Genomic DNA, 25458 nt, shown 5'->3' on the forward strand with positions numbered 1-25458 from the left:
TGGCGGCACTTCCCCCTGCAACCCCTCGAAGTTATGCGGGGATCACCCTCCGCCGCTAGCAAGGAAGGCCGAACTTACCGCGCTGACCTGCGGTTTCTTCGAAAAGTCGGTGATGACAGGCCCGTCACGGGCGGTGATCGGGCCGCTTGCCGACCGCTCGCCGAGGCTCTTCCGGGGCCGTACGGGGTCCCGGGCGGGGCGTCGACCGGGTGACCTCGCGGCCCGGCGCAGGAGAGCCGGGGCGCGGCGTGGCACGCATAGCACCATGAGCGCAGCGGACCCCCCGTCCCCGGAGCCGGGTGCCCCGGTCAGCGCCGTCGACGGCGTACGCGACCGGGCCCGCGGGGCGCTGCTCGGGCTCGCCGTGGGTGATGCGCTGGGCGCCCCCGCTGAGAACATGAAGCCCTCGCAGATCCGCCGCCGCTGGGGCCGGATCGAGGGCTACGTCGAGGACGACCCGGCCGGCACCGACGACACCGAGTACGCGATCTTCTCCGGACTGCTGCTGGCCGCGCACGGCTCGGCGCTGACCGTCGCGGACGTCGAGGCGGCCTGGCACCAGTGGATCGCCGACCGGGACGAGGGGCCGTTCCGCGGCGCCGGCTTCAGCGAACGCGGAACCCTGGAGAACCTGCGGCGCGGGCTGGCCGCCCCGATCTCCGCCCAGCACCGGCACGCCTGGAGCGACGGGCTGGCGATGCGCGCCGCGCCGTTCGGGGTGTTCGCGGCCGGCCGGCCCGCCGAGGCCGCCCGGCTGGTCGCCATCGACGGCACGGTCAGCCATGACGGCGAGGGGATCTACGGCGGCCGGGCGGTGGCCGCGGGGGTCGCCGCGGCGATGGTCGCCCTCCCCCAAGGACCCTCCCGAGGCTCTGCGCCCGGCGGGGCCGCCCTCACCGACGTGGTGCTCGCCGCCGCGCTGTCCGTCGTCCCGGAGGACTCCTGGACCGCCCGCTCGCTGCGCCGGGCGGTGGGCGCGGCCCGGCGCTGCGGCCACGATCCGCGCATCACCCGGCTCGGCACGGAACGCGCGGTGCGCTCCGCCGTGGTGGTCGGCGGCTATCCCTGGACGGACCTGGCGCCGGAGGCGGTCGGACTGGCCTTCGGGGCGTTCGCGGCGGCCCGCGGGGACTTCCGGGACTCGGTGCTGACCGCGGTCAACATGGGCCGGGACGCCGACACCACCGCCGCGGTCGCCGGCGCCCTGGCCGGGGCCCTGGGCGGAGCCACCGCGATCCCGGCGGAGTGGGCCCGTGCCATCGGCCCGGCCCGCGGCAGCTGCCTCCCGTCGATGGCCGGCTACCACGTCCTGGACATCGCCGAGCTGCTGGCACCGGACGCGGTGGACGGGGGCCGGACCGGCGGGCCCGGTGCGGCACAGCCCGTTCCCGGGGCGCAGGCCGGTGCCGGGGTGGGGCCGGGATGAGCCTCGCGGTGAACGGCGGAGCGGACGCCGGCGCCGCGGGGGCCGCGCACAGCCGGATCGAGGGGCTGCTGCTGGGGCTGGCCGCGGGGGACGCCGCCGGGTGGCCCGCGGCACGGCACCGGGCGGCGCGGATGCCGGAGTGGACCCGGCGGCTCACCCGTGAGCTGGACACCTTCGCGGAGCAGAACGCCACCACCACCCTGCCGGTGCCGATCGCCCTGAACCAGCCGCCCGAGCCGCTGCGCCTGGGCCCGTCCGACGACGCCGAGTGGGCGGCCTTCACCGCCGGGTCCGTGCTGACCGCGGCCGGGGCGCTGCTCAGCGACCTGGGCCGGGACCGCCGGATGCGGGCCGCCCTCGACCTGGCCTGGAACGCGCTGGCGGGCGAGGTCGCCGCGGCCGCCGACCGGGCGCCCGAGGTGGAGTCCGCCGTCCTGCCGCTGCGCGCCCGGATCTCCGTACGCGCCGGGCTCGGCAACCTCGCCGCCGGGCTGCGGCCGCCCGCCACCGGCCACGACAACCCGCACTTCTTCGACGACGCGGCGTGCGTCCGGGCCGCCGTCCTGGCCGTGGTGCACCCGGGCGACCCGGCCGCGGCCGCCGACCTGGCCGAGTACGACGCGCGCTACACCCAGGACGGCGACGGGGTGCACGGGGCCCGGGCGACGGCCGCGGCGGTGGCCGTCGCGCTCGGCGGCGCCCCGGCGTCCGGCGCGGTGGACGCCGCGCTGGCCCAGCTGCCCGACGGCACCGAGATCCGCCGCAACGCCCTGCACGCGGTCCGCCTCGCCCGTACCCACGCCGCCGGCCGGCCCGGCCGCCCCGGCACCGCGTTCGCCCTGGTGCCGGTCCTGGAGCACGAGATCGTCGACCACGTCTACAGCTACGGCATCGCCGCCGCCGAGACCGTCCCCGTCGCCCTGGCCCTGGCGCTCGCGACCGACGGGCGGGTCGCCGAGGCGGTGCCGGCCGCCGCCTGCCTCTCCCGGGTCGCCGACTCCGCGCCCGCCCTCGCCGGGGCGCTGACCGGCGCGCTCGGCGGCGCCCCCGCCCTCCCCCGCACCTGGCGCGACGCCTGCCGGGTGCTGTCCGGCTGCGCACTGCCCCGGCTGGCCGGCACCGACCTCGTCGAACTGGCCGGCGCACTGGCCCGGGCGGAGCTGACCGCCCCGGAAGGACCCGCGGCCGCGGGCCCGGCGGACACCGGCCCCGCAGCCCCGCCCGATGCCGCGCCGGAGGCCGCTCCGGCACCCTCCCCCGCCCCCCTCGTGGAAGGACTCATCCGCACATGACGTACACCAGCGACACCGCACCGGAGAAGCCCGGCGCACCCGAAACCCTCGACCTCCAGGCCACCCAGGTCCTGCCCCTCACCCCCCTCACCTCCCCACCCCCCGCCGCCCCCGCCGTGTCCGCCCCGCCCACGCCCGTCGCACCGCCGGCCGCCCCCAAGACCCCCTCCCTGGAGGACCGGGCGATCGGCTGCCTGATGGGCGCCGCGGTCGGTGACGCGCTCGGCGGTGCGGTCGAGGGCCGGACGCCGGAGGAGATCGTCAGACGGCACGGCGGCCGGATCACCGGCATCGTCGGGCCGTTCCACGACGACTGGCGCACCGCCCGCCCCCTCGCGCCGTACCACAAGGGCAACGGCCACGTCACCGACGACACCCTGATGACCCATGCGCTGGTCCGGGTCTACGAGTCGGTGCGCGACCACCTCGACGCCTACGACGTCGCCGACCACCTCGTCCCGGACCTGATCGGCACCCCCCGCTGGATCCCGGAGCTGGAGGCCGAGGCGCTGCCGTTGCAGCGGATCTTCCTCGCGGAGAAGTGGATCGTGGCCCGGCTGCACTACGGGCACGCCGATCCGCGCGAGGCGGGCGTCGGAAACATCGTCAACTGCGGTGCGGCGATGTACATGGCGCCGGTCGGTGTGGTCAACGCCGGCAATCCGGACCGGGCCTACGCCGAGGCGCTGGACATCGCCGGTGCGCACCAGTCCTCCTACGGGCGGGAGGCGGCCGGGGTGTTCGCCGCGGCGGTGGCCGCCGCTTTCCTGCCCGACGCCACCCCGTCCTCGGTCGTCGTGCAGGCGCTGCGGCTGGCGAAGGACGGCACCCGCGCCGCGATCGAGGCGGTCTGCGAGGCCGCCGCGCCGCTGCGCGACCACGAGTCGGCGCTGGCCCCGCTGCGGGCCGCAGTCGCCCCGTTCGACACCGTCGGCCCGGACTACCGCAACCCCTCGCTCGGCGCCCGCCGCCCCTCCCGGCTGCACGCGATCGAGGAACTGCCCATCGCCCTGGGCATGTTGCTGGTCGGCGGCGGGGACTTCCGGTCCACCGTGCTGGGCTCGGTCAACTACGGCCGGGACTGCGACTCGATCGCCACGATGAGCGGCGCGCTGGCCGGTGCGCTGCGCGGTGCCTCGGCGGTGCCGGAGGAGTGGAGCACCGAGGTCGCCCGGGCCAGCCGGCTCGATCTGCAGGCCCCCGGCGCGGCGCTGGCGACGGTCGCCCGCGAGATCTTCACCCGCGACCGGGCCCGGGCGCGCACCCACGAGCAGGCGTTCACCGCGATCTCGGCCATCCCGGCGCTGACGGAGGCGGGCGCACCGTGACGACGAAGGCTCCGGCCGCCGCCCGTCCGGCACCGCTCCGGCTGACCTGGGTGCAGCCCGAGGACCTGCTCGGGCACGAACTGCGGCAGGCGGCGGAGGACGGCCGGGACGCCGCCGCGGTGGCCGGGATCGCGCGGCGCTGGCAGGAGGCGGGCGGAGCACCGGCACCGGAGCGGGCGGGCGCCTCGGACCGCCCCGCGGACCCGGCCCTGCGCACCACCGCGACCGCCCTGCTCGACGAACTCGCCGCGCTGCCCGGCCCGTTGGCCGATGACGAGCCCACTGAGCTGACGGGCATTCAGGCCGCTTGTGCCTCATGGCCGTTGGCGCGTACCGACGCGGTACCCGAGGGCCCGGCCGTCGCCCGGCTGGAGGCCGCCTGGCTCGGGCGGGCGGCCGGCTGCCTGCTCGGCAAGCCCGTCGAGAAGCTGCCGCTGAACGGAATCCGGGCGCTCGCCCGCGCGACCGGGAACTGGCCGCTGACCTCGTACTTCACCGAGAACGGGCTCGATCCGGCGGTGGCCGCGCGGTACCCGTGGAACCGCCGCAGCCGCGCCACCTCGCTCGCCGGGAACATCGACGGGATGCCCGAGGACGACGACCTCAACTACCCGGTGCTGAACCTGCTGCTCCTCGAACGGCACGGGCCCGACTTCACCACCGCCGACGTGGCACGGCTGTGGCTCGACGAGCTGCCCGCCGGGCGGACCTTCACCGCCGAGCGGATCGCGTACCGCAATGTGCTGGACGGCATCGAGCCGCCGCACACCGCGCGCCACCGCAACCCGTTCCGGGAGTGGATCGGCGCGCAGATCCGGGCGGACGTCTTCGGCTGGACCCGGCCCGGCGACCCGGCCGGCGCCGCGGCGCTGGCCTGGCGGGACGCCACCCTCAGCCACACCGCCAACGGCGTCTACGCGGCGATGTTCACGGCCGCCGCGCTGGCCGCGGCCGGGGGCGGCCGCACCGATGTGCACGGCGCGCTGCGGGCCGGCCTCGCGGTGGTCCCGCCGCGCTCCCGGCTGGCCCGGGCGGTCCGCCGCGGTATCGCCCTGGCCTGTGAGGCGCCGGACCGCACACCGGCCGGATTCGCCGCCGTGGCCGACCAGTTGCACGCCGCGTACGGCCACCACCACTGGGTGCACGCGGTGCCGAACGCCGCGCTGCTGGCCGCCGCGCTGACCCATGCCGACGGTGACTTCGCCGGTTCCGTCTGCCGGGTGGTGTCCGGCGGCTGGGACACCGACTCCAACGGGGCGACCGCCGGTTCGCTGACCGGGCTGCTCGCCGGGTCGCCGGACGCGCTGCCCGGCCACTGGACCGCGCCGCTGCGCAACCGGCTCGCCACCGGTGTCGGCGGACTGGACGGCATCGGCTTCGACGCCCTCGCCCACCGCACCGCCGCGCTCGTCGTCCCGCCGGACCGAGCCGCCCCCTCGCCCGACCGACCGGAGGCGACCGCACCATGACCGACCCGTCCCTGTCCGGGATGTCCCGGCCCGCGGCCGGCGCCCCCGCCGGCCCGGACGCCGCCCGCTCCCCCGGCCCGCTCGCCGGACTGCGGGTGCTCGACCTCGCCACGCTGTTCGCCGGGCCGCTCGCCGCCACCCTGCTCGGCGACTTCGGGGCGGAGGTCGTCAAGGTCGAGCATCCGCGCCGGCCCGATCCCGCGCGCGGCCACGGGCCCGCCAAGGACGGCGTCGGGCTGTGGTGGAAGCTGCTGGGCCGCAACAAGAAGACCATGACGCTCGACCTGTCCCATCCGGGCGGCCGGGAGGTGCTGCTGCGGATGGCCGCCGGGGCGGACGTCGTCATCGAGAACTTCCGGCCCGGGACCCTGGAGAAATGGGGGCTGGGCTGGGCCGAACTCTCCGCCGTCAACCCGCGGCTGGTGCTGGCCCGGGTCACCGGCTTCGGGCAGTTCGGCCCGTACGCCCGGCGGCCCGGGTTCGGCACCCTCGCCGAGGCGATGAGCGGGTTCGCGGCGATCACCGGTGAGCCGGACGGGCCCCCGACCCTGCCGCCGTTCGGCCTCGCCGACGGCATCGCGGCGCTCACCGCGTCGTACGCCGTGATGGCCGCGCTGCACGGGCGGGAGGCCACCGGCCGCGGCCAGGTCGTCGACCTGGCCCTGATCGAACCGCTGCTGACCGTCCTCGGCCCGCAGCCGCTCTGGTACGACCAGCTCGGCCACGTCCAGCCACGCACCGGCAACCGCTCCGCGAACGTCGCCCCGCGCAACACCTACCGCACCGCCGACGGCTCCTGGGTCGCGGTCTCCACCTCCGCCGAGTCGGTCGCGGAACGGGTGATGCGGCTGGTCGGCCGGCCGGAGGTGATCGACGAGCCCTGGTTCGCGACCGGCGCCGGCCGGGCCCGGCACGCCGACGAGCTGGACGCCGCGGTCGGCGACTGGATCGCCCGGCACGACCGCGACGAGGTGCTGGCCGCCTTCGAACTGGCCGAGGCGGCGATCGCGCCGATCTACGACGTCCGGGACGTGCTGGCGGACCCGCAGTACGCGGCGCTGGGAACGATCACCGAGGTCCCGGACGACGAGCTCGGCCCCCTGCGGATGCAGAACGTCCTCTTCCGGCTGTCCGAGACCCCGGGCGCCGTCCGGTGGGCCGGCCGCCCGCACGGCGCGGACACCGACGAGATCCTGGCCGCCCTCGGCCTGGGCGAACCGGAGATCACCGGACTGCGGGAGGCGGGCGCGCTGTGACGAACGCCCCGCCGCTGCCCCGGGAATCCCCCGCCGTAACGCCGCTGACCTGGCTCTATGTGCCCGGCGACCGGCCCGGGACGGTCGCCAAGGCGCTCGGCTGCGGTGCCGATGTGATCGTGCTCGACCTGGAGGACGCGGTCGCCCCGGACCGCAAGGAGTACGCGCTGCGGGCCACCGCCGAGCTGCTGAGCGACCCGGCGCCGGGCCCGGCGCCGGTGCACGTCCGCGTCAACGCACTGGACGGTCCGCTCGCCGAGCGCGAGATCCGCACCCTCGCCGCGCTTCCGGGGCTGGCCGGGCTGCGGCTGCCGAAGGTGCAGGGGCCGGCCGACATCCGACGGGCCGCGGGCTGGGCCACGACGGCCGCCGGACCGCTCGGCGTACCGGCGGACGAACGGTTCGCCGAGCAGGTGACCACCCCGGTGGCCGGGCCCGCCCTCGGCCGCCGGCTCGCCGCCGGGCGCACCGCCCGCGGCGCCCGCCCGGCCCGTCCCGGCCCCGGTACGGCCACCGCCACCCTCGCCCCCGCGGCCGGCCTGGCCACCCGGGCGCTGCCCGCCACCCCGGCGCTCTACGCCCTGCTGGAATCCGCCCTCGGCATCGAGCACGCCTTCGCCATCGCCACCGCCCACCCGGCGCTGCGCGGGATCGCGCTCGGCGAGGCCGACCTCGCGGCGGAGCTGGGGGTACGGGACGAGGCGGGGCTGGCCTGGCCGCGCAGCCGGGCGGTGGTCGCGGCCCGGGCGGCCGGGCTGGCGCCGCCGCCGCAGTCGGTCTATCCGGACGTGCACGACCTGGAGGGGCTGGCCCGGTCCTGCGCCGAGGGCCGGGCCATGGGGTTCCTGGGCCGGGCGGCGATCCATCCGCGTCAGCTCCCGGTCATCGAGGCGGCCCATCTGCCCTCACCGGAGGAGGTCGAGGCGGCGGCGGAGATCGTCCGGGCGGCCGCCGCGGACGGTGGGGCCCAGGCGCTGACGGACGGGCGGTTCGTGGACGCGGCGGTGGTGGCCGGCGCCCGGCGGGTGCTGTCGCTGGCCGAGCGCAGACAATGAGGCGGCCCGGGACCGGTGGGTCCCGGGCCGCCTCAGGCCTCGAAGAACGTCAAAACCTTTCAGGCCTTCTTGCTGTCCGCAGCCTCGGCGGCCGGCTCGTCCGCCGCCTCCGCCTGCGCCTTCCCGTCCGGCGCCGGGTCGGCCTGCTCCGCCTTCTCCGACCCCGCGGCCTTCTCTGCCTGGTCCGTCTTTACGGCGGGCTTCTCGGCCTTCTCCGTCTTCTCGCTCTTCTCCGTCTTCACGGCGGGCTTCTCGGCCGAACCCTCGCCCTCGCCGTCGGCGGGCTCGCCCGCCCCGCCGTCCTTGCCGGCCGCGGCGGCCTCGGCGGCCGCGCGCTCCTCCAGCGCACCCGGCTCGACGACCTCTTCACGTCCGGGCGCCTTCTTGGCGGAGACCACGAAGTAGACGACGGCCAGCACGAAGACGATCAGTGCGGTCCAGACGTTCAGCCGCAGGCCCAGGATGTGGTGCGCCTCGTCGACCCGCATGTATTCGATCCAGGCGCGGCCCGCGCAGTAGGCGGCGACGTACAGCGCGAAGGCCCGCCCGTGACCGAGCCGGAAGCGCTTGTCGGCCCAGATCACCAGCGCCGCGACGCCGAGGCACCACAGGCACTCGTAGAGGAAGGTCGGGTGGTACGTACCGCCGACGCGTCCGATGGCCGGGTCGGAGCTGATCTTCAGCGCCCAGGGGACGTCGGTCGGCTTGCCGTAGAGCTCCTGGTTGAACCAGTTGCCCCAGCGGCCGATCGCCTGGCCGATCGCCAGACCGGGGGCCAGTGCGTCGGCGTAGGCCGGCAGCGGGATGCCGCGGCGGCGGCAGCCGATCCAGGCGCCGACCGCGCCGAGCGCCACGGCACCCCAGATGCCCAGACCGCCCTCCCACACCTTGAAGGCATTGAGCGGGTGCCCGTCCTTGCCGAAGTACGGTTCGTACGTCGTGATGACGTGGTAGAGACGGCCGCCGACCAGTCCGAAGGGCACGGCCCACACGGCGATGTCGGCGACCGTGCCGGAGCGGCCGCCGCGCTGGACCCAGCGCTTGTTGCCGAGCCAGACGCCCACGAAGACGCCGATGATGATGCAGAACGCGTAGCCGCGCAGCGGGATCGGGCCGAGGTGTACGACGCCGACCGACGGGCTGGGAATGAATGCGAGTTCCATGGCAGGGACGACGCTACCGCGCCGGGCCGGGTCGGCGACAACCCGCCCGGCAACGGCTGCGTAACGACCCCACCGGTGTGTGGTGACGCTGTGTGGCTAGGAGGAGGGCGGCGCCATCGCCCCGTGGGTGGCGTGCGCGCCGGTGCCGGGTGCGCCGCCGGCGCCCTTGCCCGGGGAGGCAGTTGCGGCGGGCGGGGCGCCGTGTCCCCGCGGCGCGCCGTGGCCCGACGAACCGCCGTGGCCCGACGAGCCGCTGTGGCCCGACGAGCCGCCGTGGCCGGGTGAGGCGCCGTGGCCCGGTGAGGCGCTCCGGGCGGACGGGGCGCCGGTGCCGGGCTGCTTGCCCTTGTTGGCGTCCAGGACCATCTTCTTCAGGTCCGCCGGGGTCATCCGGCCGCCCTTGACCTTGGACAGGTCCTTGCCGTTGAGCAGGACGGTCGGGGTGCCGCGGTACCCGGACCTGGTGAAGGCGTCGTTGGACTTGCGGACGAAGGCGTCGTACTTGCCGTCGTTGACGCAGGCGGTGAAGGCGGGGGTGGGCAGGCCCTTGACCTTGCCTGCCAGCTGGAGGAGGTACTTCTTGTCGGCGAACTTGTCCTGCGGCTCGGGCGGCTGGTTCGCGTAGAGGACGTCGTGGAAGTCGCGGAACCGTCCGGCGTCCTGGGCGCACAGCGCGGCGTTGGCGGCGTTGAGGGAGCCCTTGCCGCCGGCGTTGCCGTCGATGATCGTCACGAGGTGGTACTCGCTCTTCAGCCGGCCGCTGTCCTGGAGTTCGTGGATCACCGGGCGGAAACCGATCTCGAACTGCTGGCAGGCGGGGCAGCGGAAGTCCTCCCACACCGTGAGGGTGGAGGGGGCGTTCGGTGCGCCCACCGGGACGGCTGGTTTGCTGCCGCCGCTGGCCTGCTTCGGCAGGGCCGTCTCGTTGTCGGAGCTGCTGCCGCCGCTGCCCGACGACGCCACCCAGGCGGCGACGCCGCCGGCGATCGCCAGCACCACCAGCACCGCCCCGGCGACGATCGCCTGCCGGCTGCGCCGGGCGCGCGCCTTCTCCTTCTCCCGCTGGGCCTGCAGCCGCTCGCGGGCGCTTCTCTTACCCTCTTCGTTCTTCTGGCTCACGCCCCTGACAAACGAAGCGGAGGGGTGCCGCCGCACCCCTCCGCACCGATGTTCGCCCTATCGAGGGACGGTGTTCCGGGCCACCGTGGACGTCCGCCCGGCCGCCCGCCGCGCCTCCGGACCGGCGGCCGTCCCTCCGGCCCACGGCCTCATCAGGGGCGCTTGCGCACGCCCTCGGCCAGTTCGCCCGCCAGGGCGCGCACCCCGGCGAGACCGGCCGGTTCGTCGCCGTCGGCCTCCAGCAGCCGCTTGACGAACGCCGAGCCGACGATCACCCCGTCCGCGAACCGGGCCACCTCGGCGGCCTGGGTGGCGTTGGAGACGCCCAGGCCGACACAGACCGGCAGCTCGGTCGTCGCGCGGGTGCGCACCACCAGTTCCTGGGCCTCCCGGCCGACGGATTCCCGGGTGCCGGTGACGCCCATCAGGGAGGCGGCGTAGACGAAGCCGCTGCCGGCCGCGGTGATCTTGGCGAGCCGCTCGTCCCGGCTGCTCGGTGCGACCACGAAGACGGTGGCCAGGCCGTGCTGCTCGGCGGCCTTGCGCCACACCTCGGACTCCTCGACGGGGAGGTCCGGCAGGATGCAGCCGGCGCCGCCGGCCTCGGCCAGGTCGGCGGCGAACCGCTCGACACCGTAGGCGTCGACGGGGTTCCAGTACGTCATGCACAGCACCGGCGCGCCGGTGGCGGCGTGCACGTCGCGGACCGTGCGGATGACGTCGACGATCTTCACGCCGCCGCGCAGCGCGATGTCGTCGGCGGTCTGGATGACCGGGCCGTCCAGGACCGGGTCGCTGTGCGGCAGGCCGACCTCGACGATGTCGCAGCCGCCGTCCAGCATCTCGGTCATCGCGCGGATGCCGCCGTCGACGGTCGGGAAGCCGGCCGGGAGGTAGCCGACGAGCGCGGCGCGGTTCTCCGTCTTGGCCCGGGCCAGTACGGAATCGAGCAGTCCGATGTTGCCCGCCATCACTTCTCCCCCTCGCCGGTCGGCTGGACGGCGCCGTTGACGTCCGCCTCGCCCTTGTCGTCGTACAGCCCGAAGTACCGCGCCGCGGTGTCCATGTCCTTGTCGCCGCGGCCGGAGAGGTTGACCAGCAGCAGGCCGTCCGGGCCCAGCTCGCGGCCGACCTCCAGGGCGCCGGCCAGCGCGTGGGCGCTCTCGATGGCCGGGATGATGCCCTCGGTGCGGGACAGCAGCCGCAGTGCCTGCATCGCGGCGTCGTCGGTGACGGCGCGGTACTCGGCGCGGCCGACGTCCTTGAGGTAGGCGTGCTCGGGGCCGATGCCGGGGTAGTCCAGGCCGGCCGAGATCGAGTACGGCTCGGTGATCTGGCCGTCCTCGTCCTGGAGGACGTAGCTGCGCGAGCCGTGCAGGATGCCGGGGGTGCCCTCGGTGAGGGTGGCGGCGTGCTCTCCGGTCTCGACGCCGTGGCCGCCCGGCTCGCAGCCGATCAGCCGGACGCCGGTGTCGGGCAGGAAGGCGTGGAACAGGCCGATGGCGTTGGAGCCGCCGCCGACGCAGGCCAGCGCGGCGTCCGGCAGGCGGCCGGCGCGCTCCAGGATCTGCCGGCGGGCCTCGACGCCGATGACGCGGTGGAAGTCGCGCACCAGGGCGGGGAAGGGGTGGGGGCCGGCGACCGTGCCGAAGAGGTAGTGGGTGCGGTCGACGTTGGCGACCCAGTCGCGGAACGCCTCGTTGATGGCGTCCTTGAGGGTGCGGCTGCCGGACTTCACGGCGATGACCTCGGCGCCGAGCATCCGCATGCGGGCGACGTTGAGCGCTTGCCGCCGGGTGTCGACCTCGCCCATGTAGATGGTGCAGTCGAGGCCGAAGAGGGCGCAGGCGGTGGCGGTGGCGACGCCGTGCTGGCCGGCGCCGGTCTCGGCGATGACCCGGGTCTTGCCCATGCGCTTGGTGAGCAGCGCCTGGCCCAGCACGTTGTTGATCTTGTGTGAGCCGGTGTGGTTGAGGTCCTCGCGCTTGAGGAACACCCGGGCGCCGCCGGCGTGTTCGGCGAACCGCGGCACCTCGGTGAGCGCGCTGGGGCGCCCGGTGTAGTTGACCATCAGGTCGTTGAGCTCGGCGGCGAACGCCGGGTCGGCCTTGGCCTTCTCGTACTCGGCCGCGACCTCGTCGACCGCGGCGACCAGCGCCTCGGGAATGAACTTGCCGCCGAAGGCGCCGAAATAGCCTTCGGGACTGGGCACCTGCCCGTCGGGGTCGGGAAGGAAGAAATCGGAGGACATGAAACGCACTCCTCGATCGGGGCGAAATGCCCCGCACTATGGGATTTCGGACATCACGCTACGGGAGGGGCTGCCGCGCAGGCCGGTTCCGGGGACGGACGTCCGTCCCCGGTCAGCGTGCGGCAGCGCCGCGCCATCGGCGCCCGTTGATCTGTCCCGGCTCCGAGCCGATGTGGTAGCGCACCCGCCGTCCGCGGACCCGGCGGGCGGGCGCGCGGCAGCCGCGGTGCCACGGGGGCAGCGCGCAGGCGAGCAGCACCGCCGGGCCGGAGCGGGGGTCCGTGCCGGGGCGGCGGGTGCGGGAGGAGGTGGCGGTCATCCGAAGGTCCGGGGCGTCAGGCCCGTCCGTGGCGGATCGCCGGGTGGGAACCGGCGGCGACCAGGTCGGCCACCGCGGTCTTGGGGTCCTTGCCGGTGACCAGCGACTCGCCGACCAGGACCGCGTCCGCGCCGTCGTTGGCGTAGGCGATCAGGTCGTGCGGTCCGCGGACGCCGGACTCGGCGATCTTGACGATGTGGTCCGGGATCTCGGGGGCGACCCGGGCGAAGTTGCCGCGGTCGACCTCCAGCGTCTTGAGGTTGCGGGCGTTGACGCCGATGATCCGGGCGCCGGCGTCCACCGCGCGGGCGACCTCTTCCTCGTCGTGCACCTCGACCAGCGGCGTCAGCCCGATCGACTCGGCCCGTTCGATCAGCGAGACCAGCGCCTCCTGGTCCAGCGCGGAGACGATCAGCAGGGCGAGGTCGGCACCGTAGGCGCGGGCCTCCCACAGCTGGTAGGCGGTGACGATGAAGTCCTTGCGCAGCACGGGGATGTCGACCCGGGCCCGGACGGCCTCCAGGTCGGCCAGCGAGCCGCCGAACTTGCGCTGTTCGGTCAGTACGGAGATCACCGCGGCGCCGCCGGCCTCGTAGTCCGCGGCCAGGCCGGCCGGGTCGGCGATCGCGGCCAGCGCGCCCTTGGAGGGGCTGGAGCGCTTGACCTCGCAGATGACCGTGACGCTCTCGCCCTTGAGTGCCGCGACACCGTCCATCGCGGGGCGTGCCTTACGGGCCCGCTCCTTGAGCTCGTCGAGGGAGGTACGCGCCTGCCGCTCGGCCAGGTCGGCGCGGACCCCGTCGATGATCTCGTCGAGCACACTCACGCGAGCGGCCTCCTTCTTGAGCGGGAGAGGTGGACAGTGGCCCGTGGGACGCACTGCCCCATCCGGCTCTCCGATGGTATCCGCCGCGGCATGCAGGTCCCGCATCCGGTTGACCGTGGTCCCACAAGCTGGACACCTCCGCACCGGCGGTTCATGGCGCCAGGCCGCTGCCGAAGGGGAGGTTGCGGACGGCCGTGAAGACCAGCAGCAGGCCGCCCAGCGCCCACCAGTGCGCGGAGCGCGGCCGGGGTCTTGCCGTGGGGAGCCCGCGGGCCGCCCGGCCGAGCCAGACCGCCCAGAAGGCCGCACCGGCGGCGCAGGCGGCCACCAGGAGGGCGTTGGCCGCCAGGGCCGCGGTCAGGTCCGCGTGGGCGAGGGCGTGGACACTGCGCAGCCCGCCGCAGGCCGGGCAGAGGACTCCGGTGAGGTGCTGCAGCGGGCACACGGGGTAGTGGCCGGGCCGGTTCGGGTCCACGGCGCCGACGTAGCCGAAGGCGGCGAGGGCGGCGGCCAGGGTGCCCAGCGGGGCCCGGAGCCGGCGGGGCAGTCCGGCCGCCGGCGGGGCTGGGGGCCGGGCGCCGGCCGCGCGATCGCTCACGTGCCGATTGTGCGCGGCAACGCGCGAAGGCGCAGCTTCTCGGCCGCCGTACGGGGTGGGCACGGACGGCGGGTACGGCACCGGTGGGGTGCGTACGGGCCGGGAAGCGGCGCCTTCGGGGGCAGGGCGGTCCGGAGGATCACCCGGTGCGGGCCGGGCTCAGCCCTCCTGCGGCTGCGCCTGGGGGGTACGGGCCTTCGCCGCGCGCTTGGGCTCCTGGCCCAGGCCGGCCGCGCGCATCAGGCCGCCCGCGACGGCGCCGGCGCCGATGAGCACCATGCCGGCCCAGAAGCCGGGCACGCTCCCCAGCACGATGAAGGCTCCGGCGACACAGAAGCCGATGAACGAGATGATGACGCCGGTCCAGGCTGCGGGGGTGTGTCCGTGGCCACTGCTCGACATGAGTGCTCCTCGTTGCTCTATCGCGCCGGGGTCCGGGCGCGGTGATCCTCGGCGTCCATTGTCACCGATGCCGGGGAGAGCCCTTTTACCGGGTGGGGTCCTCGCCGCGGTCCAGGGACTTCCAGATCTCCTCCGGGCGGTCCAGGTCCGGGGCCGCCGGGGCGCGGCGCGGGCCGCGGGCGCCGCCGGGCGTGCGCTCGTACCGGCCCGACATCGCGGGCCAGCGGCGCCCGTACACCAGCGCCAGGAGGCCGGCGACGAGCAGCAGCAGACCGCCGGCCGCGGCCACCCAGGGCCAGCCGGTGTGCGTGACGTGATGCACATCGGCGCCGGTCAGGCCGACGGCGGTGGCCGCCTTCTCGCGGAGGGCGGAGGTGTCGGCGTTGCCGAGCACGGCGGCGACGACGATGCCGGTGCCGCTGAGCGCGAGCAGCGCGGCGACCGCGACCCGGCCGGCCCGGCGGACCGCGAAGACGGCGACCAGCGCGGCCAGGCCGACCACGGCCAGTGCGCCGGGGACTCCGGTGACGTCGGCGCCGGTGACCGTGCGCGGCAGTTCGCCCTGGGCCAGCACCGCGGAGCCGCGGGCCCAGGTGCGGCCGGACGCCAGCAGGGCCAGCCCGGCGCCGGCCGCGCCGGTCAGCAGCGCGAGCGCGAGGCTGCGCCGGGCGCCGCCGGCCCGGGCCGGGCGGGGCGCGGTACCGGCCGGGGGCACGGTCCCGTCGGCGGGCGCGGGGTCCGGGGACCCGGTGGCGTCCGAGGGCTCGGTGTCGGCGGGGGTCTGCGGTGCGGCACTCACGCGTACCACTATCGCGCACCGGCCGGCGGGGGCCGGTGCGCGGGGGTGGTCCGGGCTAGCGTCCCAGGTGGTTGGCGGTGTGCACGGCGCGGAGCACCGCCGCCGCCTTGTTGCGGCACTCGGTGTCCTCGGCCACCGGGTCGGAGTCGGCGACCACGCCGGCGCCCGCCTGGACGTAGGCGGTGCCGTCCCGCAGCAGCGCGGTGCGGATCGCGATGGCGGTGTCGGAGTCGCCGGCGAAGTCGAGGTAGCCCACGCAGCCGCCGTACAGACCGCGCTTGGTCGGCTCCAGCTCCTCGATGATCTGCAGGGCGCGCGGCTTGGGCGCGCCGGAGAGGGTGCCGGCCGGGAAGCAGGCGGTGAGCACGTCGAAGGCAGTGCGGCCCTCGGCGACCTCGCCGGTGACCGTCGAGACGATGTGCATCACGTGGCTGTAGCGCTCGATGGACATGAAGTCGACGACCTCGACGCTGCCCGGTGCGCAGACCCGGCCGAGGTCGTTGCGGCCGAGGTCGACCAGCATCAGGTGCTCGGCGCGCTCCTTGGGGTCGGCCAGCAGCTCGTCGGCGAGGGCCTGGTCCTCCTGGACGTCGGCGCCGCGCGGGCGGGTGCCGGCGATCGGGTGGACCATGGCCCGCCCGCCCTCGACCTTCACCAGCGCCTCGGGGCTGGAGCCCACCACGTCGAAGGCGCTGCCGTCGGCGGCCTCGAAGCGGAAGAGGTACATGTACGGGCTGGGGTTGGTGGCCCGCAGCACCCGGTAGACGTCCAACGCGCTTGCCGTACAAGGGGTTTCGAAGCGCTGGGAGGGCACCACCTGGAAGGCCTCGCCGGCCCGGATGCGCTCCTTGATGTCGTCGACGGCCTCCTGGTAGGCCGGGCCGCCCCATTCGGCGGTGTACGCGGGGACCTCGGACGGCGGCAGCGCGGCGGCGCTGGGCGGCGCGGGCCGGGAGAGGTCGTCGGCCATGGTGTCCAGGCGGGCCACCGCGTCGGCGTACGCCTCGTCGATGCCGGTGTCGAGGTCGTTGTGGTTGATCGCGTTGGCGATCAGCAGGACCGTGCCGTTCCAGTGGTCGAGGACCGCGAGGTCGGAGGTGAGCAGCATGGTCAGCTCGGGCAGGTGGAGGTCGTCGGCGGTGCTGTCGCCGATCTTCTCCAGGCGGCGCACGATGTCGTAGCCGAGGTAGCCGACCATGCCGCCGGTGAAGGGCGGCAGGCCGGCGCCCTCGATGAGGTCGCGGGGGGTGTGCAGGGTCTCGACGGTGGCGCGCAGGGCGGCCAGCGGGTCGCCGTCGGCGGGCACGCCGACCGGCGGGGTGCCGAGCCAGTGCGCCCGGCCGTCGCGGGTGGTGAGGGTGGCGGCGCTGCGGACACCGACGAAGGAGTAGCGCGACCACGTGCGGCCGTTCTCGGCGGATTCCAGCAGGAAGGTGCCGGGGCGCTCGGCGGCGAGTTTTCGGTACAGCCCGACCGGTGTGTCGCCGTCCGCCAGCAGCCGCCGGGTGACGGGGATGACCCGCCGGTCCTTGGCGAGCGTACGGAAGGTGTCGAGGTCCGGATGGGCGGTGCCGGTGGTTCCCGTGGTCATGGCAGCGGAGCCTACTGGTCCTGGGGGTCCCCGGTCGTCAGCACATCCGCGTCGAAGCAGGTGCGGGCGCCGGTGTGGCAGGCGGCACCGACCTGGTCGACCTTCACCAGGAGGGTGTCCGCGTCGCAGTCCAGGGCGACCGACCTGACGTACTGGACGTGGCCGGAGGTGTCGCCCTTGACCCAGTACTCCTGGCGGCTGCGGGACCAGTACGTGCAGCGTCCGGTGGTCAGGGTGCGGTGCAGCGCCTCGTCGTCCATCCAGCCCATCATCAGCACCTCACCGGTGTCGTACTGCTGGGCGATGGCGGGCACCAGGCCGTCGGCGCCGCGCTTGAGGCGGGCGGCGATCGCGGGGTCCAGTGCGGAGTCGGCGAGGGGCGTGCGGCTGCTGCTCATGGCTCCATTGTGCCGTGCGGCCCCTGTCATCCTGCAGATATGCCTCCGCAACCGCCGCCGCCCGTACCACCGCCCCCGCCGGACCCGGACCGGGCCGCGCGGGTGGCGGCGCGGGTGCTGGGGGCGGTGTTCGCGGCGGCGGTGGTGGTCGCGGTGGTGGTGCTGCTGGTGCTGCTGCACCGCTGAGGGCACGGCAGCGGGGCACGTCCCGGTACGGCCTGCCGGTACGGGCCGGTGGCCCGGCGGGGCCGGCGGGCCGGAGCCCCTCGGGCACCGGTCAGATGCCGAGCTTCGCCGCCAGCAGCCGGTCGACCGCCTCCTTGTCGCCTTCCAGCTGCACGTCGGCGGCCTGCTGCCGGCCGAAGGCGAACATCGTCAGCTCGCCCGGCTCACCGACGACCGTGACGACCGGCGTGCCGCGGTGGGCGACCGCCGTGCGCCCGTCCGGGCGGCGCAGCACCAGCCCGACCGGTGACGTACGGCCCAGCACGCGGGCCATCCGCTCGATCCGGGTCCACAGCGCGTCCGCGAAGACGGGGTCCACCGCGCGCGGGGTCCACTCCGGCCGGGCGCGCCGGACGTCCTCGGAGTGGACGTAGAACTCGACGGTGTTGGACGCCTCGTCGACCGGCTTGAGTGCGAACGGCGACAGCCTGGGCGGGCCGGTCCTGATCAGGTGGATCAGCTCGCCGTACGGCTTGGCCGCGAACTCCGCCTGCACCCGCCGCAGCCGGGCCGCCAGCGGTTTGACCAGCAGTCCGCCGGCCGCGTCGGCGCGCCGCTCGCGGACGACCACGTGCGCGGCCAGGTCCCGGGTGGTCCAGTTCTCACAGAGCGTCGGCGCCTCGGGCCCGGCGCTCTCCAACAGGTCGGCGAGGAGGAGCCGTTCACGCTTCGCATGGGTCGACATACCGGCCAGCCTACGGCCGGTCGCGATCACCTGCCACGGCGCCGCGCTGGTGCGGGCGACGGGCCGGAGGGCCCCGCAGGGGTCCGGGACGGCCCCAGGCCCAGGTGTTCCTTCAGGATGCGTTCCAGTTCGCGGGCGGCGCGGGACGGGGAGACGTCGCCGCGGTGGGCGACGGAGACGACCCGGTGCATGCCGGGGGTGGCGAAGGGCGTGATGCGCAGGCCGGAGCGTTCGGCGACCATGCTGGGCACGACGGCGATGCCCAGGCCGGCGCGGACGAAGCCGAGGACCGCGTCCATCTCGCCGCCCTCGACGGTGAAGGTCGGCTCGAAGCCGGCCGCGCGGCACGCCGCAGTGGTGAATTCCCGCAGGTCGTAGCCGCGGCGGAACATGGCCAGCGGGCGGCCGCGGAGGTCCTCGACGCGGATCCGGGTGCGCCGGCCGGTCACCGGGGCGGGCCGGTCCGGGGCGGAGACCACGACCAGTTCCTCGCGCAGCAGCTCGGAGGTGGCCAGGGCGGGGGCCTGGACGGGCAGCGGGGTGATGATCAGGGCGAGGTCGAGGGCGCCGTCGGCCAGGGCGCGCACCAGGTCCTGGGAGCCGTCCTCGGTGACGATCAGGTCGACGCCGGGGTAGGTCGCGTGGAAGGCGCTCAGGACGTCGGGGACGAGGCTGGCGCAGAGGCTGGGCGGGGCGCCGAGCCGGAGCCGGCCGCGGCGCAGCTGGGCGACCTCCTGCACCTCGCGGCGGGCGGTCTCGGCGTCGGCGAGGATCCGGCGGGCGAGCGGCAGCAGGGTCTCGCCGGCGTCGGTGAGGGTGATGTGGCCGCGGGCGCGGTGGAAGAGCTCGGCGCCCAGCTCCCGTTCGAGGGACCGGATCTGCTGGGACAGGGAGGGCTGGGCGACGTGTTCGCGCTCGGCGGCGCGGGTGAAGTGGCGGGTGTCGGCGACCGCGGTGAAGTAGCGGAGCTGCTGCAGCTGCATAAGGGGAATGTAAGGCATCGATAGGCTGAGGCTATCGAGATGAGCCGGAGCATGTCTTGGACTGATGACGGCGCGCTCCCTACCGTCGGGACCCATGGCACTGGGCATACGGACGGACCGACGGCCGTCCATGGCGCGCACCATGTGGGACTCGTCGGTCGGCAAGAAGACGGTGATGGCCGTGAGCGGGCTGGTCATGCTGCTCTACCTGGTCGTCCACATGATCGGGAACCTGAAGATCTTCTTCGGGCCGGGCGAGTTCAACCACTACGCGCACTGGCTGCGGGTGGTCGGTGAGCCCTTCATGCACGAGGAGTGGACGCTCTGGCTGGTCCGCGTCGTCCTCCTCGCCGCCGTCGTCGCCCACGCCACGTCCGCGTACCAGCTCAGCCGCCGCGACATCAGGGCACGGCCCGCCAAGTACGTCCACAAGCGGCCCAGGGCGAGTTACGCGACGCGCACGATGCGCTGGGGCGGGGTCATCCTCGGCCTGTTCCTCGTCTGGCACCTGCTCGATCTGACGACCGGAACCGTGCACCCGGGCGGCTTCCAGGAGGGCCACCCGTACCAGAACGTGGTGGACACCTTCTCCACCTGGTACGGCAACGTGCTCTACATCGTCGCGATGCTGGCGCTCGGCCTGCACGTCCGGCACGGCTTCTGGAGCGCCGCGCAGAGCCTGGGCGTCGGCAGCCGCACCCGTGACCGCCTCCTGAAGACCACCGCCGACGTCCTCGCGCTGGTACTGACGGTGGGCTTCGTCTCCGTACCCGTCGCCGTCATGACCGGAGTGGTGAGCTGACCATGTCTCCTTACGCCGACTACGCGACCGGGGAGCCGGTCGCCGACACCAAGGCACCGGCCGGGCCGGTCGCCGAGCGCTGGGACCGGCGCCGCTTCGAGGCGAAGCTGGTCAACCCGGCGAACCGCCGCAAGCACACCGTCATCGTCGTGGGCACCGGGCTCGCCGGCGGCGCGGCCGGTGCCACGCTCGCCGAACAGGGCTACCACGTCGAGCAGTTCTGCTACCAGGACTCGCCGCGCCGGGCGCACTCGATCGCCGCGCAGGGCGGCATCAACGCGGCGAAGAACTACCGCAACGACGGCGACTCGATCCACCGGCTCTTCTACGACACCGTCAAGGGCGGCGACTTCCGGGCCCGCGAGTCCAACGTGCACCGGCTCGCGCAGATCTCGGTCGAGATCATCGACCAGTGCGTGGCGCAGGGCGTGCCGTTCGCCCGCGAGTACGGCGGTCTGCTCGACACCCGCTCCTTCGGGGGCGTCCAGGTCTCCCGCACCTTCTACGCCCGCGGCCAGACGGGCCAGCAGCTGCTGCTCGGCGCCTACCAGGCGCTGTCCCGGCAGATCGCGGCGGGCAACGTGACGATGCACCCGCGGACCGAGATGCTCGACCTGATCGTGGTCGACGGCCGGGCCCGCGGCATCGTGGCCCGCGACCTGATCACCGGGACGATCGACACGTACTTCGCGGACGCCGTCGTCCTGGCGAGCGGCGGCTACGGCAACGTCTTCTACCTGTCGACGAACGCCATGAACTCCAACGCGACCGCGATCTGGCGGGCGCACCGGCGCGGCGCGTACTTCGCCAACCCGTGCTTCACCCAGATCCACCCGACCTGCATCCCGCGCACCGGCGACCACCAGTCCAAGCTGACGCTGATGAGCGAGTCGCTGCGCAACGACGGCCGGATCTGGGTGCCGAAGGCCAAGGGCGACGACCGGCCGCCCGCCGGGATACCCGAGGACGAGCGCGACTACTACCTGGAGCGCAGCTACCCGTCCTTCGGCAACCTCGTCCCCCGCGACATCGCCTCCCGAGCCGCGAAGAACGTCTGCGACGAGGGCCGCGGCGTCGGCCCCGGCGGCCAGGGCGTGTACCTGGACTTCGCGGAGGCCCTCACGCGCTTGGGCCGCAAGGCCGTCGAGGCCAAGTACGGCAACCTCTTCGACATGTACCAGCGGATCACCGACGAGGATCCGTACGAGGTGCCGATGCGGATCTACCCCGCCGTGCACTACACGATGGGCGGCCTGTGGGTCGACTACGACCTGCAGACCACCGTCCCGGGCCTGTTCGCGATCGGCGAGGCCAACTTCTCCGACCACGGCGCCAACCGGCTCGGCGCGTCCGCGCTGATGCAGGGCCTGGCCGACGGCTACTTCGTCCTGCCGTCGACCATCAACGACTACCTGGCGCGCCATCCGCACGGGGAGGGGATCGACGCCGGCCACCCGGTCGTCCAGGAGGTGCTGGCCGACACCGAGGACCGGCTCCACCTGCTCCTCTCCGTCGACGGCGACCGCACGCCCGACTCCTTCCACCGCGAACTCGGCGAGCTGATGTGGGAGTTCTGCGGCATGGCCCGCACCGACGAGGGCCTGCGCAAGGCGCTCGACCGGATCCCGCAGATCCGCGAGGAGTTCTGGCGCCGCATCAAGGTGCCCGGTACCGGTGAGGAGTTCAACCAGTCCCTGGAGAAGGCGAACCGGATCGTCGACTACCTGGAACTGGCCGAGCTGATGTGCCTCGACGCGCTGCACCGGACCGAGTCCTGCGGCGGCCACTTCCGCGAGGAGTCCCAGACCCCCGACGGCGAAGCGGCCCGCAAGGACGAGGCGTTCGCCTACGCCGCCGCCTGGGAGTTCACCGGCACCGGCGAGGCACCCATCCTCCACAAGGAAGACCTGGTCTTCGAGTACGTCCACCCCACCCAGCGGAGCTACGCATGAGGCTCACCCTGCGCGTCTGGCGCCAGAAGAACGCCGGCACCGAAGGCGCCATGTCCACGTACGAGGTGGACGGCATCTCGCCCGACATGTCCTTCCTGGAGATGCTGGACGTCCTCAACGAACGGCTCATCCTGTCCGGCGACGAACCCGTCGCCTTCGACCACGACTGCCGCGAGGGCATCTGCGGCGCCTGCTCGCTGGTCATCAACGGCGAGGCGCACGGCCCGGAGCGCACCACCACCTGCCAGCTGCACATGCGGTCCTTCGAGGACGGCGACACCATCGACATCGAGCCGTGGCGGGCGTCCGCGTTCCCGGTGGTCAAGGACCTGGTGGTGGACCGCTCGGCCTTCGACCGGATCATCCAGGCCGGCGGCTACATCACCGCCCCGACCGGCTCCGCACCGGAGGCGCACGCCACCCCCGTGCCGAAGCCGGACGCCGACTTCGCCTTCGAGCACGCCGAGTGCATCGGCTGCGGCGCCTGCGTGGCCGCCTGCCCCAACGGCGCCGCGATGCTCTTCACGTCCGCCAAGGTCAACCACCTGGGCGTCCTGCCGCAGGGCGCCCCGGAACGCGAGTCCCGGGTCCTGGACATGGTGGCCCGGATGGACCAGGAGGGCTTCGGCGGCTGCACCCTCACCGGCGAATGCGCCACCGCCTGCCCCAAGGGCATCCCGCTGTTCAGCATCACCAGGATGAACCGCGAGTTCGTCCGGGCGGCACGCAAGCGGCGCTGAGCGCCCCGCCCCGGCGCCGGGGCGGGGCGGGGCACCGCGGTCAGCGGACCGGGTGCCCCGCCTCGCGCAGGGTCTGCTTGACCTCGCTGATGCGGAGGTCGCCGAAGTGGAAGACGGAGGCGGCGAGGACCGCGTCGGCGCCGGCGGCCACCGCCGGGGGGAAGTGGGAGAGTTCGCCGGCGCCGCCGGAGGCGATGACCGGGATGGTGACGTGCTTGCGGACCGCCTCGATCATCTCGACGTCGTAGCCGTCCTTGGTGCCGTCGGCGTCCATGGAGTTCAGCAGGATCTCGCCGGCGCCGAGTTCGGCGGCGCGGTGGGCCCATTCGACGGCGTCGATGCCGGTGCCGCGGCGGCCGCCGTGGGTGGTGACCTCGAAGCCGGACGGCGTGCCGGCGTCGGTGCGGCGGGCGTCGACCGACAGCACCAGGACCTGGCTGCCGAAGCGTTCGGCGATCTCGCGGATCACGTCGGGGCGGGCGATGGCGGCGGTGTTGACGCCGACCTTGTCGGCGCCGGCCCGGAGGAGTTTGTCGACGTCCTCCGGGGTGCGGACGCCGCCGCCGACCGTGAGCGGGATGAAGACCTGTTCCGCGGTGCGGCGGACCACGTCGTAGGTGGTCTCGCGGTTGCCGGAGGAGGCGGTGATGTCGAGGAAGGTCAGCTCGTCGGCGCCCTCCTCGCCGTAGATCCTGGCCATCTCGACGGGGTCGCCCGCGTCGCGGAGGTTCTGGAAGTTGACGCCCTTGACGACCCGTCCGTTGTCGACGTCCAGGCAAGGGATGACTCGGACCGCCAGGGTCATCGCGGTTCTCCTTCGGGGGTCCCGGGCGCGCCGCCCGGGGTCGCGCTGTCGCGGAATGCTTCGAGTTCGATCTGCACCAGCACCCGCGGATCGACGAAGCCGGAGACCACGAGCATGGTCGCGGCGGGCCGCACGGCGTCGAAGAGCTCCTTGTGGGCCCGGCCGACGGCGTCCACGTCGCGCACGTGGGTGAGGTACATGCGGGTGCGGATGACGGAGTCGGCGCCCAGGCCGAATTCCGCCAGCGCGTCGAGGCCCTTCCGGAAGGCCGCGCGCGCCTGTTCGTACGGGTCCCCCTCGCCGTGCAGCACCGTGCCGGTGAACGGCAGGGTGCCGGCGACGAGGACCCGGTCCCCGGCCGCGACGGCGCGTGCATGGCCGAAGGTCCCCTCCCAGGGGCTGTCGGACTGTACGCGCCGCACGGCCTCGCTCATCGGGACACCGCCTCCAGTGCTTCTTCCAGGGTGAACGCCTTGGCATAGAGCGCCTTGCCGACGATCGCGCCCTCCACACCTTCCGGGACCAGACCCGCGATCGCCCGCAGGTCGTCGAGGGAGGAGACGCCGCCGGAGGCGACGACGGGGCGGTCGGTGGCGGCGCAGACGTTCCGCAGCAGCTCCAGGTTGGGGCCCTGGAGGGTGCCGTCCTTGTTGATGTCGGTCACGACGTAGCGGGCGCAGCCCTCGGAGTCCAGGCGGGCCAGCGTCTCGTAGAGGTCGCCGCCGTCGCGGGTCCAGCCGCGGCCGCGCAGCGTGGTCCCCCGGACGTCCAGGCCGACCGCGATCCGGTCGCCGTACTCGGCGATGATCTTGGCGACCCACTCGGGGTTCTCCAGCGCCGCGGTGCCGATGTTGACCCGGGTGCAGCCGGTGGCCAGCGCCGCGGCGAGCGAGGCGTCGTCGCGGATGCCGCCGGACAGCTCGACCTTGATGTTCATCGAGCGGGCCACCTCGGCGATCTGCGCGCGGTTGTCGCCGGTGCCGAAGGCCGCGTCGAGGTCGACGAGGTGCAGCCACTCGGCGCCGGCCCGCTGCCAGGTGAGAGCCGCCTCCAGCGGGTCGCCGTAGGAGGTCTCGGAGCCGGACTCGCCGTGGACCAGGCGGACGGCCTGGCCGTCGCGGACGTCGACGGCGGGCAGCAGTTCAAGCGTGTTCACAGCGTTCACAGCGTTTCGATCCAGTTGGTCAGGAGCTGGGCACCGGCGTCGCCGGACTTCTCGGGGTGGAACTGGGTGGCCCACAGCGGGCCGTTCTCGACCGCGGCGACGAACGGCTCGCCGTGCGTGGCCCAGGTGACCTTCGGCGCGGCAAGGTGCGGGTTGCCGATCTCCAGCTCCCAGTCGTGCACCGCGTAGGAGTGCACGAAGTAGTAGCGGGCGTCGGCGGGCAGCCCGGCGAACAGCCGCGAGCCCTCGGGGGCGTCGACGGTGTTCCAGCCCATGTGCGGAACGATGTCGGCCTTGAGCGGGCCGACCGTGCCGGGCCACTCCTCCAGGCCTTCGGTCTCGACGCCGTGCTCGATGCCGCGGCCGAAGAGGATCTGCATGCCGACGCAGATGCCCATGACCGGGCGGCCGCCGGCCAGCCGGCGGCCGACGATCCAGTCGCCGCGGGCCTCCTTGAGCCCGCGCATGCAGGCGGCGAACGCGCCCACACCGGGGACCAGCAGCCCCTCGGCGTTCATCGCCCGGTCGAAGTCCCGGGTGATCTCCACGTCCGCACCGACGTGCGCCAGGGCACGCTCCGCGGAGCGGACGTTGCCGAAGCCGTAGTCGAGGACGACGACCTTCTTACGGGAGGACGGGGCGGTCAATTCCACACCTCCAGCCGCAGCACGCCGGCGGCCAGGCACATCGCCGAGCCGACGGAGAGCAGCACGATCAGGCTCTTGGGCAGCTGCTGCTTCCAGAACGAGTAGACGCCGCCGAGGAGGAAGAGCCCGAGCAGGATGAAGACGGTCGACAGGCCGTTCACG

28 protein-coding genes are annotated in these 25458 nt (G+C 74.3%); 10 read left to right on the forward strand and 18 right to left on the reverse strand.

Going from position 1 to position 25458, the window contains the following annotated elements; genetic code table 11:
- The first annotated feature begins 265 nt into the window (after positions 1-265).
- The 6 genes from AB0G35_RS00980 to AB0G35_RS01005 are packed head-to-tail and all read left to right on the forward strand — an operon-like array spanning position 266 to position 7826.
- Positions 266-1426, forward strand: coding sequence for an ADP-ribosylglycohydrolase family protein (locus AB0G35_RS00980; protein WP_360941572.1), 1161 nt, complete (start codon positions 266-268; stop codon positions 1424-1426).
- Entirely contained in the window at positions 1423-2718 is a 1296-nt protein-coding gene (locus AB0G35_RS00985; RefSeq protein ID WP_360941575.1) for an ADP-ribosylglycohydrolase family protein, read from the forward strand. Before AB0G35_RS00980 ends, AB0G35_RS00985 begins: the two co-directional genes overlap by 4 nt.
- Positions 2715-4046 (forward strand): ADP-ribosylglycohydrolase family protein, encoded by a 1332-nt coding sequence (locus AB0G35_RS00990; protein ID WP_360941578.1) that lies wholly within the window; start codon positions 2715-2717, stop codon positions 4044-4046. Before AB0G35_RS00985 ends, AB0G35_RS00990 begins: the two co-directional genes overlap by 4 nt.
- Entirely contained in the window at positions 4043-5515 is a 1473-nt protein-coding gene (locus AB0G35_RS00995) for an ADP-ribosylglycohydrolase family protein (protein WP_360941581.1), read from the forward strand. The genes AB0G35_RS00990 and AB0G35_RS00995 overlap by 4 nt, the downstream gene beginning before the upstream one ends.
- Before the next feature lie 20 nt (positions 5516-5535).
- Positions 5536-6771, forward strand: coding sequence for a CoA transferase (locus AB0G35_RS01000; RefSeq protein ID WP_360942064.1), 1236 nt, complete (start codon positions 5536-5538; stop codon positions 6769-6771).
- On the forward strand, positions 6768-7826 hold the full coding sequence (locus AB0G35_RS01005) for an aldolase/citrate lyase family protein (protein ID WP_360941584.1): 1059 nt from the start codon (positions 6768-6770) through the stop codon (positions 7824-7826). The genes AB0G35_RS01000 and AB0G35_RS01005 overlap by 4 nt, the downstream gene beginning before the upstream one ends.
- A 59-nt stretch (positions 7827-7885) precedes the next feature.
- Here the strand turns inward: AB0G35_RS01005 and lgt are convergent, their stop codons facing one another.
- From lgt to hisI, 11 genes are all read right to left on the reverse strand, one after another.
- Complete coding sequence (lgt, locus tag AB0G35_RS01010) at positions 7886-8989, reverse strand: prolipoprotein diacylglyceryl transferase (RefSeq protein WP_360941587.1); 1104 nt, start codon at positions 8987-8989, stop codon at positions 7886-7888.
- Between the two features lie 96 nt (positions 8990-9085).
- The gene (locus AB0G35_RS01015; RefSeq protein ID WP_360941590.1) at positions 9086-10108 is read right to left on the reverse strand and encodes a thioredoxin domain-containing protein; all 1023 of its coding nucleotides are present in this window, start codon (positions 10106-10108) and stop codon (positions 9086-9088) included.
- Between the two features lie 152 nt (positions 10109-10260).
- The gene (gene trpA / locus AB0G35_RS01020; RefSeq protein WP_360941593.1) at positions 10261-11079 is read right to left on the reverse strand and encodes a tryptophan synthase subunit alpha; all 819 of its coding nucleotides are present in this window, start codon (positions 11077-11079) and stop codon (positions 10261-10263) included.
- A complete protein-coding gene (gene trpB / locus AB0G35_RS01025) occupies positions 11079-12359 on the reverse strand; it encodes a tryptophan synthase subunit beta (RefSeq protein WP_360941596.1) in 1281 nt (426 codons plus the stop codon). Before trpB ends, trpA begins: the two co-directional genes overlap by 1 nt.
- A 112-nt stretch (positions 12360-12471) precedes the next feature.
- Entirely contained in the window at positions 12472-12678 is a 207-nt protein-coding gene (locus AB0G35_RS01030) for a hypothetical protein (protein ID WP_360941599.1), read from the reverse strand.
- Between the two features lie 16 nt (positions 12679-12694).
- Complete coding sequence (gene trpC, locus AB0G35_RS01035; protein ID WP_360941602.1) at positions 12695-13504, reverse strand: indole-3-glycerol phosphate synthase TrpC; 810 nt, start codon at positions 13502-13504, stop codon at positions 12695-12697.
- Between the two features lie 151 nt (positions 13505-13655).
- Complete coding sequence (locus tag AB0G35_RS01040; protein WP_360941605.1) at positions 13656-14102, reverse strand: DUF2752 domain-containing protein; 447 nt, start codon at positions 14100-14102, stop codon at positions 13656-13658.
- Positions 14103-14261: 159 nt separating this feature from the next.
- Positions 14262-14504 (reverse strand): HGxxPAAW family protein, encoded by a 243-nt coding sequence (locus AB0G35_RS01045; protein ID WP_360941608.1) that lies wholly within the window; start codon positions 14502-14504, stop codon positions 14262-14264.
- An 85-nt stretch (positions 14505-14589) separates the two neighbouring features.
- Entirely contained in the window at positions 14590-15303 is a 714-nt protein-coding gene (locus AB0G35_RS01050) for a TIGR02234 family membrane protein (RefSeq protein ID WP_360941611.1), read from the reverse strand.
- A gap of 55 nt (positions 15304-15358) precedes the next feature.
- The gene (locus tag AB0G35_RS01055) at positions 15359-16894 is read right to left on the reverse strand and encodes an anthranilate synthase component I (RefSeq protein ID WP_360941614.1); all 1536 of its coding nucleotides are present in this window, start codon (positions 16892-16894) and stop codon (positions 15359-15361) included.
- 11 nt (positions 16895-16905) lie between these two features.
- Positions 16906-17292, reverse strand: coding sequence for a phosphoribosyl-AMP cyclohydrolase (gene hisI, locus AB0G35_RS01060; RefSeq protein ID WP_360941617.1), 387 nt, complete (start codon positions 17290-17292; stop codon positions 16906-16908).
- Positions 17293-17331: 39 nt separating this feature from the next.
- On the opposite strand from hisI, the gene AB0G35_RS01065 reads away from it, so the two are divergent.
- Complete coding sequence (locus tag AB0G35_RS01065; RefSeq protein WP_360941620.1) at positions 17332-17478, forward strand: hypothetical protein; 147 nt, start codon at positions 17332-17334, stop codon at positions 17476-17478.
- 91 nt (positions 17479-17569) lie between these two features.
- On the opposite strand, the gene AB0G35_RS01070 is transcribed toward AB0G35_RS01065, so the two are convergent.
- Positions 17570-18202, reverse strand: coding sequence for a TIGR03085 family metal-binding protein (locus AB0G35_RS01070; RefSeq protein WP_360941623.1), 633 nt, complete (start codon positions 18200-18202; stop codon positions 17570-17572).
- A 26-nt stretch (positions 18203-18228) separates the two neighbouring features.
- Entirely contained in the window at positions 18229-19185 is a 957-nt protein-coding gene (locus AB0G35_RS01075; RefSeq protein WP_360941626.1) for a LysR substrate-binding domain-containing protein, read from the reverse strand.
- Between the two features lie 130 nt (positions 19186-19315).
- Between AB0G35_RS01075 and AB0G35_RS01080 the strand changes: the two genes are divergently transcribed.
- The 3 genes from AB0G35_RS01080 to AB0G35_RS01090 are packed head-to-tail and all read left to right on the forward strand — an operon-like array spanning position 19316 to position 22679.
- Positions 19316-19987, forward strand: coding sequence for a succinate dehydrogenase (locus AB0G35_RS01080; protein WP_360942067.1), 672 nt, complete (start codon positions 19316-19318; stop codon positions 19985-19987).
- 2 nt (positions 19988-19989) lie between these two features.
- Positions 19990-21939 carry a fumarate reductase/succinate dehydrogenase flavoprotein subunit gene (locus tag AB0G35_RS01085; RefSeq protein ID WP_360941629.1) on the forward strand — a complete coding sequence of 650 codons (1950 nt, stop codon included), beginning with the start codon at positions 19990-19992 and terminating at the stop codon, positions 21937-21939.
- On the forward strand, positions 21936-22679 hold the full coding sequence (locus AB0G35_RS01090) for a succinate dehydrogenase/fumarate reductase iron-sulfur subunit (RefSeq protein ID WP_360941632.1): 744 nt from the start codon (positions 21936-21938) through the stop codon (positions 22677-22679). Before AB0G35_RS01085 ends, AB0G35_RS01090 begins: the two co-directional genes overlap by 4 nt.
- A gap of 40 nt (positions 22680-22719) precedes the next feature.
- On the opposite strand, the gene hisF is transcribed toward AB0G35_RS01090, so the two are convergent.
- The 5 genes from hisF to AB0G35_RS01115 are packed head-to-tail and all read right to left on the reverse strand — an operon-like array spanning position 22720 to position 25457.
- Complete coding sequence (gene hisF / locus AB0G35_RS01095) at positions 22720-23484, reverse strand: imidazole glycerol phosphate synthase subunit HisF (protein WP_360941635.1); 765 nt, start codon at positions 23482-23484, stop codon at positions 22720-22722.
- Positions 23481-23918: a RidA family protein gene (locus AB0G35_RS01100; RefSeq protein ID WP_360941638.1), complete on the reverse strand. Its 438-nt coding sequence runs from the start codon at positions 23916-23918 to the stop codon at positions 23481-23483. The genes hisF and AB0G35_RS01100 overlap by 4 nt, the downstream gene beginning before the upstream one ends.
- Positions 23915-24640, reverse strand: coding sequence for a bifunctional 1-(5-phosphoribosyl)-5-((5-phosphoribosylamino)methylideneamino)imidazole-4-carboxamide isomerase/phosphoribosylanthranilate isomerase PriA (gene priA / locus AB0G35_RS01105; RefSeq protein WP_360941641.1), 726 nt, complete (start codon positions 24638-24640; stop codon positions 23915-23917). Before priA ends, AB0G35_RS01100 begins: the two co-directional genes overlap by 4 nt.
- 5 nt (positions 24641-24645) lie before the next feature.
- Positions 24646-25296, reverse strand: coding sequence for an imidazole glycerol phosphate synthase subunit HisH (gene hisH, locus AB0G35_RS01110; protein ID WP_360941644.1), 651 nt, complete (start codon positions 25294-25296; stop codon positions 24646-24648).
- Entirely contained in the window at positions 25293-25457 is a 165-nt protein-coding gene (locus AB0G35_RS01115) for a hypothetical protein (RefSeq protein WP_030413628.1), read from the reverse strand. The genes hisH and AB0G35_RS01115 overlap by 4 nt, the downstream gene beginning before the upstream one ends.
- Between the last annotated feature and the right edge of the window lies 1 nt (position 25458).

Origin of the sequence: Streptomyces sp. NPDC021749 (genome assembly GCF_040640655.1) — a bacterium.
In the GTDB taxonomy this organism is placed as follows: domain Bacteria; phylum Actinomycetota; class Actinomycetes; order Streptomycetales; family Streptomycetaceae; genus Streptomyces.

Bases quoted from the DNA above. Each gene is read 5' to 3' on its own strand.
- AB0G35_RS00980 (WP_360941572.1), top strand. From the start codon at position 266: ATGAGCGCAGCGGACCCCCCGTCCCCGGAGCCGGGTGCCCCGGTCAGC.
- AB0G35_RS00985 (WP_360941575.1), top strand. From the start codon at position 1,423: ATGAGCCTCGCGGTGAACGGCGGAGCGGACGCCGGCGCCGCGGGGGCC.
- AB0G35_RS00990 (WP_360941578.1), top strand. From the start codon at position 2,715: ATGACGTACACCAGCGACACCGCACCGGAGAAGCCCGGCGCACCCGAA.
- AB0G35_RS01000 (WP_360942064.1), top strand. From the start codon at position 5,536: ATGTCCCGGCCCGCGGCCGGCGCCCCCGCCGGCCCGGACGCCGCCCGC.
- lgt (WP_360941587.1), bottom strand. From the start codon at position 8,989: ATGGAACTCGCATTCATTCCCAGCCCGTCGGTCGGCGTCGTACACCTC.
- trpA (WP_360941593.1), bottom strand. From the start codon at position 11,079: ATGGCGGGCAACATCGGACTGCTCGATTCCGTACTGGCCCGGGCCAAG.
- trpB (WP_360941596.1), bottom strand. From the start codon at position 12,359: ATGTCCTCCGATTTCTTCCTTCCCGACCCCGACGGGCAGGTGCCCAGT.
- AB0G35_RS01030 (WP_360941599.1), bottom strand. From the start codon at position 12,678: ATGACCGCCACCTCCTCCCGCACCCGCCGCCCCGGCACGGACCCCCGC.
- AB0G35_RS01045 (WP_360941608.1), bottom strand. From the start codon at position 14,504: ATGTCGAGCAGTGGCCACGGACACACCCCCGCAGCCTGGACCGGCGTC.
- AB0G35_RS01055 (WP_360941614.1), bottom strand. From the start codon at position 16,894: ATGACCACGGGAACCACCGGCACCGCCCATCCGGACCTCGACACCTTC.
- hisI (WP_360941617.1), bottom strand. From the start codon at position 17,292: ATGAGCAGCAGCCGCACGCCCCTCGCCGACTCCGCACTGGACCCCGCG.
- AB0G35_RS01065 (WP_360941620.1), top strand. From the start codon at position 17,332: ATGCCTCCGCAACCGCCGCCGCCCGTACCACCGCCCCCGCCGGACCCG.
- AB0G35_RS01070 (WP_360941623.1), bottom strand. From the start codon at position 18,202: ATGTCGACCCATGCGAAGCGTGAACGGCTCCTCCTCGCCGACCTGTTG.
- AB0G35_RS01075 (WP_360941626.1), bottom strand. From the start codon at position 19,185: ATGCAGCTGCAGCAGCTCCGCTACTTCACCGCGGTCGCCGACACCCGC.
- AB0G35_RS01080 (WP_360942067.1), top strand. From the start codon at position 19,316: ATGGCGCGCACCATGTGGGACTCGTCGGTCGGCAAGAAGACGGTGATG.
- AB0G35_RS01085 (WP_360941629.1), top strand. From the start codon at position 19,990: ATGTCTCCTTACGCCGACTACGCGACCGGGGAGCCGGTCGCCGACACC.
- AB0G35_RS01090 (WP_360941632.1), top strand. From the start codon at position 21,936: ATGAGGCTCACCCTGCGCGTCTGGCGCCAGAAGAACGCCGGCACCGAA.
- hisF (WP_360941635.1), bottom strand. From the start codon at position 23,484: ATGACCCTGGCGGTCCGAGTCATCCCTTGCCTGGACGTCGACAACGGA.
- AB0G35_RS01100 (WP_360941638.1), bottom strand. From the start codon at position 23,918: ATGAGCGAGGCCGTGCGGCGCGTACAGTCCGACAGCCCCTGGGAGGGG.